The sequence below is a fragment of the Methanolobus sp. genome, assembly GCF_030682845.1.
In the GTDB taxonomy this organism is placed as follows: Archaea; Halobacteriota; Methanosarcinia; order Methanosarcinales; family Methanosarcinaceae; genus Methanolobus.
In genome coordinates this window covers 1-6857 of record NZ_JAUXNK010000041.1, presented here as the reverse complement: position 1 = coordinate 6857, position 6857 = coordinate 1, and the positions used below count along the sequence as shown (strand labels likewise).

The 6857-nt window shown below is 44.2% G+C and carries 5 protein-coding genes; 2 read left to right on the top strand and 3 right to left on the bottom strand.

Annotated elements, in window-relative coordinates:
* Positions 1–46 precede the first annotated feature (46 nt).
* Positions 47–571, top strand: a complete 525-nt coding sequence (locus Q8J68_RS04020; protein ID WP_305310261.1) for a cytochrome c — start codon at positions 47–49, stop codon at positions 569–571.
* A 133-nt stretch (positions 572–704) separates the two neighbouring features.
* On the opposite strand, the gene Q8J68_RS04015 is transcribed toward Q8J68_RS04020, so the two are convergent.
* The 3 genes from Q8J68_RS04015 to Q8J68_RS04005 all read right to left on the bottom strand — a co-directional run bounded on the left by Q8J68_RS04015 (position 705) and on the right by Q8J68_RS04005 (position 3683).
* Positions 705–833 (bottom strand): hypothetical protein, encoded by a 129-nt coding sequence (locus Q8J68_RS04015; protein WP_305310260.1) that lies wholly within the window; start codon positions 831–833, stop codon positions 705–707.
* Between the two features lie 211 nt (positions 834–1044).
* Complete coding sequence (locus Q8J68_RS04010) at positions 1045–2046, bottom strand: glycosidase (RefSeq protein ID WP_305310259.1); 1002 nt, start codon at positions 2044–2046, stop codon at positions 1045–1047.
* An 89-nt stretch (positions 2047–2135) separates the two neighbouring features.
* Positions 2136–3683 carry an oligosaccharide flippase family protein gene (locus tag Q8J68_RS04005; RefSeq protein ID WP_305310258.1) on the bottom strand — a complete coding sequence of 516 codons (1548 nt, stop codon included), beginning with the start codon at positions 3681–3683 and terminating at the stop codon, positions 2136–2138.
* A 686-nt stretch (positions 3684–4369) separates the two neighbouring features.
* Here Q8J68_RS04005 and Q8J68_RS04000 point away from each other — a divergent pair.
* Positions 4370–6688, top strand: coding sequence for a glycosyltransferase (locus Q8J68_RS04000; protein ID WP_305310257.1), 2319 nt, complete (start codon positions 4370–4372; stop codon positions 6686–6688).
* Positions 6689–6857 lie beyond the last annotated feature (169 nt).

Sequence of the window (6857 nt, the reverse complement as noted above, 5' to 3'; positions counted from 1 at the left end):
CAGGGAAGAGTTTGAAGAGATCAAAAATAATCTGGAGCGATAAAATATGTCCAGAATGACCTTAGTAGTGATTGCACTTGCATTGATCATCATAGGCATAACCGGAATGATATATATTCTATCAACTCCGGGCTATCTTTCTGGCGTAAGGGGCCCCGGTTATCCAGATACCGGTTATCCTCTCGATAATGAGGCATTAGAAATTGATTATGAATCCAATGGTCAGATGATATACTACACAGGATATAACCAATCAAGGCAGCGCATAGATACAAACGGAGGACCGCACTGGTTCTATGTGCACGGAGGTAGCTGTGTACATTGCCATGGAGAAGATGGGCGGGGAGGAGTTCCCGTAATGATGGGATACGTAGTACCCGCGGATATTACTTATGATGGGCTCACTTCGGAGGAACATGCAGGACACGAGCCATACACTGAAGAAACTATCAGAAGAGCTATAAGATCAGGAGTCGATCCTGAAGGCCGCCCGCTTGACCCGACTATGCCAAGGTGGGATATGAAGGATGAGGATCTGAACGATCTGATAGACTATCTAAGAACTCTATAAAAAGGGAAACAATACTATAAGGGCCATAAGATTTATACAGCAGCAATAAAAATATAAAAATGTAGAAGAAAGCTACCTGAAAACAGGTAACTTTACTGGCTTCTACCTGTCAGGAAACATGATTTAAAGCAGCTTATCTGCCTTTTTCATGCTTCCCTTCTTCTACCATACTTAGCTTGGCACCGCAAGTATCACATTTCCCCTCAGCAGTAATCCGGGGCTGCTTTTCAACATCCTGGTTGCATACTCCGCACTTTTCCATATCTTTCACCTCCCCCCATTAGATAAGGATACATTCAAAGTCTATCCTTATCATGTATAAACCTAATCACTCTAATAAAGCCACAAGAACATTATTCCTGCACAGAAGATGCACGTGTAGCCATTAAAGAGGATGCATCAGAGCTTATATGAAAATAAGCATATGAAGGGTATTTATCCATGCAGATGGCTTGTATCCTTTCCAGGAATCCCTAGCATTTTTCCATGTAATCAAGGATCTCTTTCATGCTTGCTGTTGCCAATGCCACACAGGTGTCTGCGCCTCCGTAGTACATCCTGACCTCATCCCCGTCAACGATCCAGCCACATGGGAAGACAACCTCATTTACATCGCCAACCCTTTCATAATGCTCATGTGGTCCGAATATCCATTCATCTGCTCTTTTCAGCACTATAGTAGGATCCTCCAGGTCCAGCAGAGCAAGGCCGAGCTTGTAACTCATCTTTGATGCAGTATGCCTGACTCCGTGGTACATCACAAGCCAGCCTTTTTCTGTTCTCAGCGGCTGAGGGGAGAGACCGATCTTATTTGCATCCCACCAGCCACCTTCACGGGCATACAGGAGAACCTGGTGCTCTCCCCACTGCTTCATGTCGGAAGAGAATGATATCCACATATTGGCTTTGGTCAGACCGCCTGCAACAGGCCTGTGGATAAGAGCCCATCTGCCATTGAACCTGACAGGGAACAACGCTGCATCCTTATTCTCTGGCGGCAGGACTGCACCAATGCGTTCGAACTTCTTGAAATCCCTGGTCCTGGCAAGTGAGGGCAGAGGACCTGAAGAAGAAAACGATGTATAGGCTATATACCACTGCTTCTCGTCTTCATTATAAGTTATGCGTGCATCCTCTATACCATACTCTTCCTCAGGATAGTTATCAGGATCAGCCGTGAAGGTCGGATGATCATCTATCTTCCAGTCATCGTAACCGTTCCTGCTTCTGGCCACTGTAAGATGTGAAAAACCCCGGTGATCCTCGACCCTGACCATCAGGAGAGTTTCCCCGTTCACCAATACTGCTGCAGGATTGAACACAGAATTGGCCGGATAGGGCCAATCATCTGCTTTAAGTATAGGATTCCCATCGTACCTTGTGAAAAGCCTGTGGTTTCCTGCAGGCTTCCAGAAGATGCCGGGCTTTGTTTTGCTGCTTGCGTTGTGTAATGCACATTCTTCTTCCAGTCCCATGCTGATACTCCCGCTATATTATCAACGAATACTCAATACAACTTTACTGTTGAGCATAATATAGCAACTTTTTGGGTCTTTCTTCTGTATCAGAGATTCCTGAGAGTTCGTGGCACAAAGAGTCCGATACTACGTCTGACATTTGTGCGTACTTGAGTGCGTACCTGTTTAGCTATTGTCCTGTCATCATCATTGATAACACCTGAATACTGGCAGATGATAATGTACACGACTGCGAACACGCCGTAAACCCATAGCAAACCAACTGTAGGGAGTATTAACTTGAATACCATCATGATCGATATGAGTGCTATACAGATAACCGTGAATTTCTTGTAAGCAATTGTGAACGGGTGCATTCCATGCGTCCTCCATGCTCTCAGGGTCATTAGAAGCTCGATGGTTGCAAACGATGCTGCCGATGCTGCAGCTGCCCCTATCATGCCATACGGGGGTATCAGCATGAAATTGAGCACTACATTGATCACAGCACTTGCAGTTGAGCACTTCATGAGGAAACCGGAGTCACCTACTGCCATTATTGTATGGTAGTTAAACCCGAAGTACGCGTTTGTGATGAAACCAATTGCAAGTATCCTCAATACTGTAGCTCCAGTTGCGTATTCAGCTCCGTACAGCCTGGTAAGTATGGCTTCCGGATACACGAACATGAGCGCAAATATGGGGAATGAAAGGACAAAGCACCATTTTGTTACTACCTTATAGAGAGAACCAAGGATGTCTTTGCGACCCTCCCCCCATATTCTGGAAGCTACCGGAATATAAACAAAGCCCATGGAGGTTATTATTATTGTGAGGAAGCTGACCAGCGGGTAAACTGCACTATATACGCCAACGACCTGCGAGGACTTGAAGTATCCCAGCATTATGGTGTCGGTCCAGGTCATAAGGTTGAGCAGAGTCGCACTTATAAGCAGCGGGAACGAGTACTTTACAAGTTGTTTTGTGGGCTCGCTAAAACGGACCTTGAGCTCTGGCTTAAATGGCGGGTTCTTGATGAAATACACCACCATCAGGCTGAATGTGAACACCATTGAGAGGAGATCTGCAAGTACGAACGTGTGCAGTGATACTCCTGCAAGTACTGCTATAGATACAAAGGCCCATAGGGATACGGGTCTTATTACATCATAGAAGTACATGTTGACGTTGGTACGGTCAAATCCTCTGTATACTGCTATGGCTATGTTCATGAATATCGTAAGCGGAATTGCAAAGATCATTATCCTGATTATTGCAGATATATTATCCTGGGTATCGAACATACCTGCTGCGGCGCGTTCAAATACTATCGGGGAAATGAACATAGCCAGCACTCCCGCTACAAGGCCCATGAGCAGGCCGGATACTACAATTTCCTGTATTTTGTGGTCTTCGTTCCTTCCCCTGAAGTATGCTATATATCTGGGTACACCTTCGTGCAGGCCCAGCGTGGCGATAGCACCTGTGAGGGAAATGACTGTTAGTGCGAGTGAGTAAGTGCCAAAATCTGTCTGGGACAGGTTCCTTGTCAGCACTCCCTTGATGAGGATGTTCAATAGGAGTCCGCTGATCGTACCTGCGAATATAACTCCTGAACCTACTACTATTCTGTTTACGGATTCGTTAAGTGACATCTAGTTACCACCCATTTGTTGTTAGTAACCAGTCTGTGGATGAGCCATGATTTGGGTAGAGGAGCGTCTTTCAGTAGCCTGAAGCTGTTTGTGGTGAATATATAGCCACGGCTAGAGAAGACGTTCAGCCGTAATCATCTCTAATGCTCCACGTGGTGGTTTGTTGAGCAATTAGTCGACAACATGTACATGATATAAAAAGGTTTTTATGACATGTCTCTTATAAAATTATAAGTAGGTGTTCATATGCAATTAATTGTTAATGTAAATACTAAAAAACATTCAGGAAAATCTGATGTATGAACGTGATGCAACTTATAGATTATATTCATAAATCAATTGCATGCATTTTATTCAGCAGGTAACATTACCTCTTTTAAAGTGGTTTTTTCTAAAATATCACCATGATCAGCAAGATTGATTCTCTCAAAAATAAACACGCTTAGAAATTTGTTTGTGAATAAGGTTAAATACGATTTCGCCCAATAGTTATTTAGGGTATCTCGCCGCCTAAAAACAAAAGCTGGCGGTTGGGTGGGGATGAAAAGACTGATGTTACAATTCAGATAGTATCTTTGAATAATGGAATTGTTAGTTGCAACTTCACATACACGATTTTGAGTAGAGTTGACACCTTATTATTTTCAATGGCATATTCAAATTTACTGCAACCGGGGGGTAATTAGTTGAAACGAAAATTAAAAGTACTATTTATCGGAACCTATGTTCCGCGAAAGTGTGGGATAGCAACATTCACTTCTGATCTGCTTACTTCTGTATCACGGGAAAAGGATTTTGTTGAATGCGAAGTCATAGCTCTCAACGGCATCGATGAAAACTATGAGTATCCTGATGAAGTCGTTTTTGAGATCAGGAGGGATCAGCTTGAAGATTACAACCGTGCAGCAGAATATATCAATGAGGCAGATGTCGATGTAGTTTGCCTTCAGCACGAATTCGGCCTTTACTGGGGAGATGCCGGCGATTACATTTTTGAGTTACTCTCAAAAATAGATAAACCAATCATTACAACACTGCATACTGTGATAAAGGACCCGGAGCCTCCATACCGTAGGGCAACAGAGAAACTGATGCAGTATTCTGATAAAATAATCGTAATGAGCAAAACAGCAAAAAATATACTGCGCGAGGTGTACGATACACCTGCAGACAAGATAGAACTTGTATATCATGGAATCCCTGACTGCCCTTTTTCAGGCTCAGAGGAACATAAGAAAGCACTCAAATTAGAAGGGTCGCCCCTGATTCTTACCTTTGGCCTTCTCAACCAGAATAAGGGTATAGAGACCATTCTGGATGCACTGCCTGCAGTGGTTGAAAAGTATCCGGACCTGACTTACCTGGTACTGGGAGCCACTCATCCTGAAGTTAAAAGGAATTTTGGAGAAGTGTACAGAGAGTATCTTATAAACAAAGTTCATGAACTCGGTCTTGAGAAGAATGTTGTTTTCCATGACAAATTCGTCCAGAAAAGGGAACTGTACAAATATATCCTTGCCAGTGATATTTACGTATCTCCGTATCTTTCCAAAGAGCAGGTTGTCAGTGGTGCCCTGAGTTATGCGATTGGTATGGGTAAGGCAATAGTCTCCACACCTTACTGGTATGCTCAGGAAATGCTGGTGGATGGTCGTGGAATGCTTGTGGGTTTCAAGGATAGCGATGGTTTCAGCACTTCATTGCTGCATTTGATCGAAAATCCGCAGGAGTGCAACCAGATGCGCAGGACAGCCTATGATTTTGGCAGGCAGATGATATGGAAGAACGTAGGCAAAGAATATGTCAGTTTATTTAAGCAGACGCTTGAAAAGAATCCTCAACCTACTGTTGAGACCATGACTGATTTCTCCCTACCTTCCAACTTACCCAAAACGAATCTTGAATATCTTATCTCGATGACAGATGATGTTGGCATTTTCCAGCATGCAACCATGGGAGTGCCAAGCCGAAGGCATGGTTATAGTACTGATGATGTCGGGAGGGGACTTGTAGCGCTGACACGGACGACATCTGCAGACAACCCACAGGCAGGAGAGATAAAAAGGCTTGTTACTGTTTACCTAAGTTATATAGACCATGCGCAGACCGAGAGCGGACATTTCCATAATTTCATGAGTTACGACCGGAAATTCCTTGATGACAAAGGCAGTGATGACACATTCGGGCGTGCATTATACGGGCTGGGGCATGTATGTGCCTCCCCACACCTGCCTCAAAACCTGCGCAACCACGCACTTGAGATTGTCCGCAGGTCCGGGCCCATTATGGAAGACATCCATGCACCCAGGGCAAAAGCTTACACAATGTGCGGTTTGTATGAGATACTCGATAAAGGAATAGATCAGGCCACATTCCTTCCGGTGTTTATAAAATATGCTGATTTCCTTGTCAGCTTATACGATTATAACATGCAGGACAAATGGGAATGGTTCGAAACTGAAGTGACCTATGGAAATGCCAAGATGTGCGAAGCCCTTATGATGGCATATAATATTACCGGGAATCCAAGGTACAAGGAAGTAGGGATAAAAGCCCTGGATTTCCTTACGGGAATACAGTGGAACGAGGAGTTCTTCGATCTTATAGGGAATGAAGGCTGGTACAAACAGAAAGGCCATAAAGCGATATTTGGACAACAGCCTATTGATGCCGCTTATCTTACGGAGGCTTATGTGACTGCCTATGAGGTTACACACGATGAAAAATATCTCCAGCTTGCAAACCGTTCTTTCGAGTATTTCCTTGGAAGGAACAGACTAAAAGCTATCATGTACGACCACTCCAACGGAGCAGTATGTGACGGGCTTGACCCCAAAGGAATGAACCCTAACCAGGGAGCTGAATCGGTCGTCTGTTTCATTATGGCTTTAGAGATGCTAGCCAGGTATTCCGACAATATCGCTATTGATCAACAACATGAAACCGGTAAAGGATTGATGGGGATCTACGAGAAGAGAGAGTTCTCGTCAAACGGCCTGACTTAAGTGAAGTCCGTAAGGGGGAGTTATTATGGAATGGGAAGACCGCGGAGAACTTTTCAAGCGTTATGATGGGAATCCTATACTTAAAGCAGATGATTGGCCCTATCCGGCCAATTCTGTGTTCAATCCTGCAGCAGTATTGGTGAACGGGGAAACTCTCCTGATGGTCAGG

What these genes read in the sequence shown, in the direction of transcription:
- Q8J68_RS04010 (WP_305310259.1), bottom strand. Translation starts at nt 2,046, where the DNA reads ATGGGACTGGAAGAAGAATGTGCATTACACAACGCAAGCAGCAAAACA.
- Q8J68_RS04015 (WP_305310260.1), bottom strand. Translation starts at nt 833, where the DNA reads ATGGAAAAGTGCGGAGTATGCAACCAGGATGTTGAAAAGCAGCCCCGG.
- Q8J68_RS04020 (WP_305310261.1), top strand. Translation starts at nt 47, where the DNA reads ATGTCCAGAATGACCTTAGTAGTGATTGCACTTGCATTGATCATCATA.
- Q8J68_RS04005 (WP_305310258.1), bottom strand. Translation starts at nt 3,683, where the DNA reads ATGTCACTTAACGAATCCGTAAACAGAATAGTAGTAGGTTCAGGAGTT.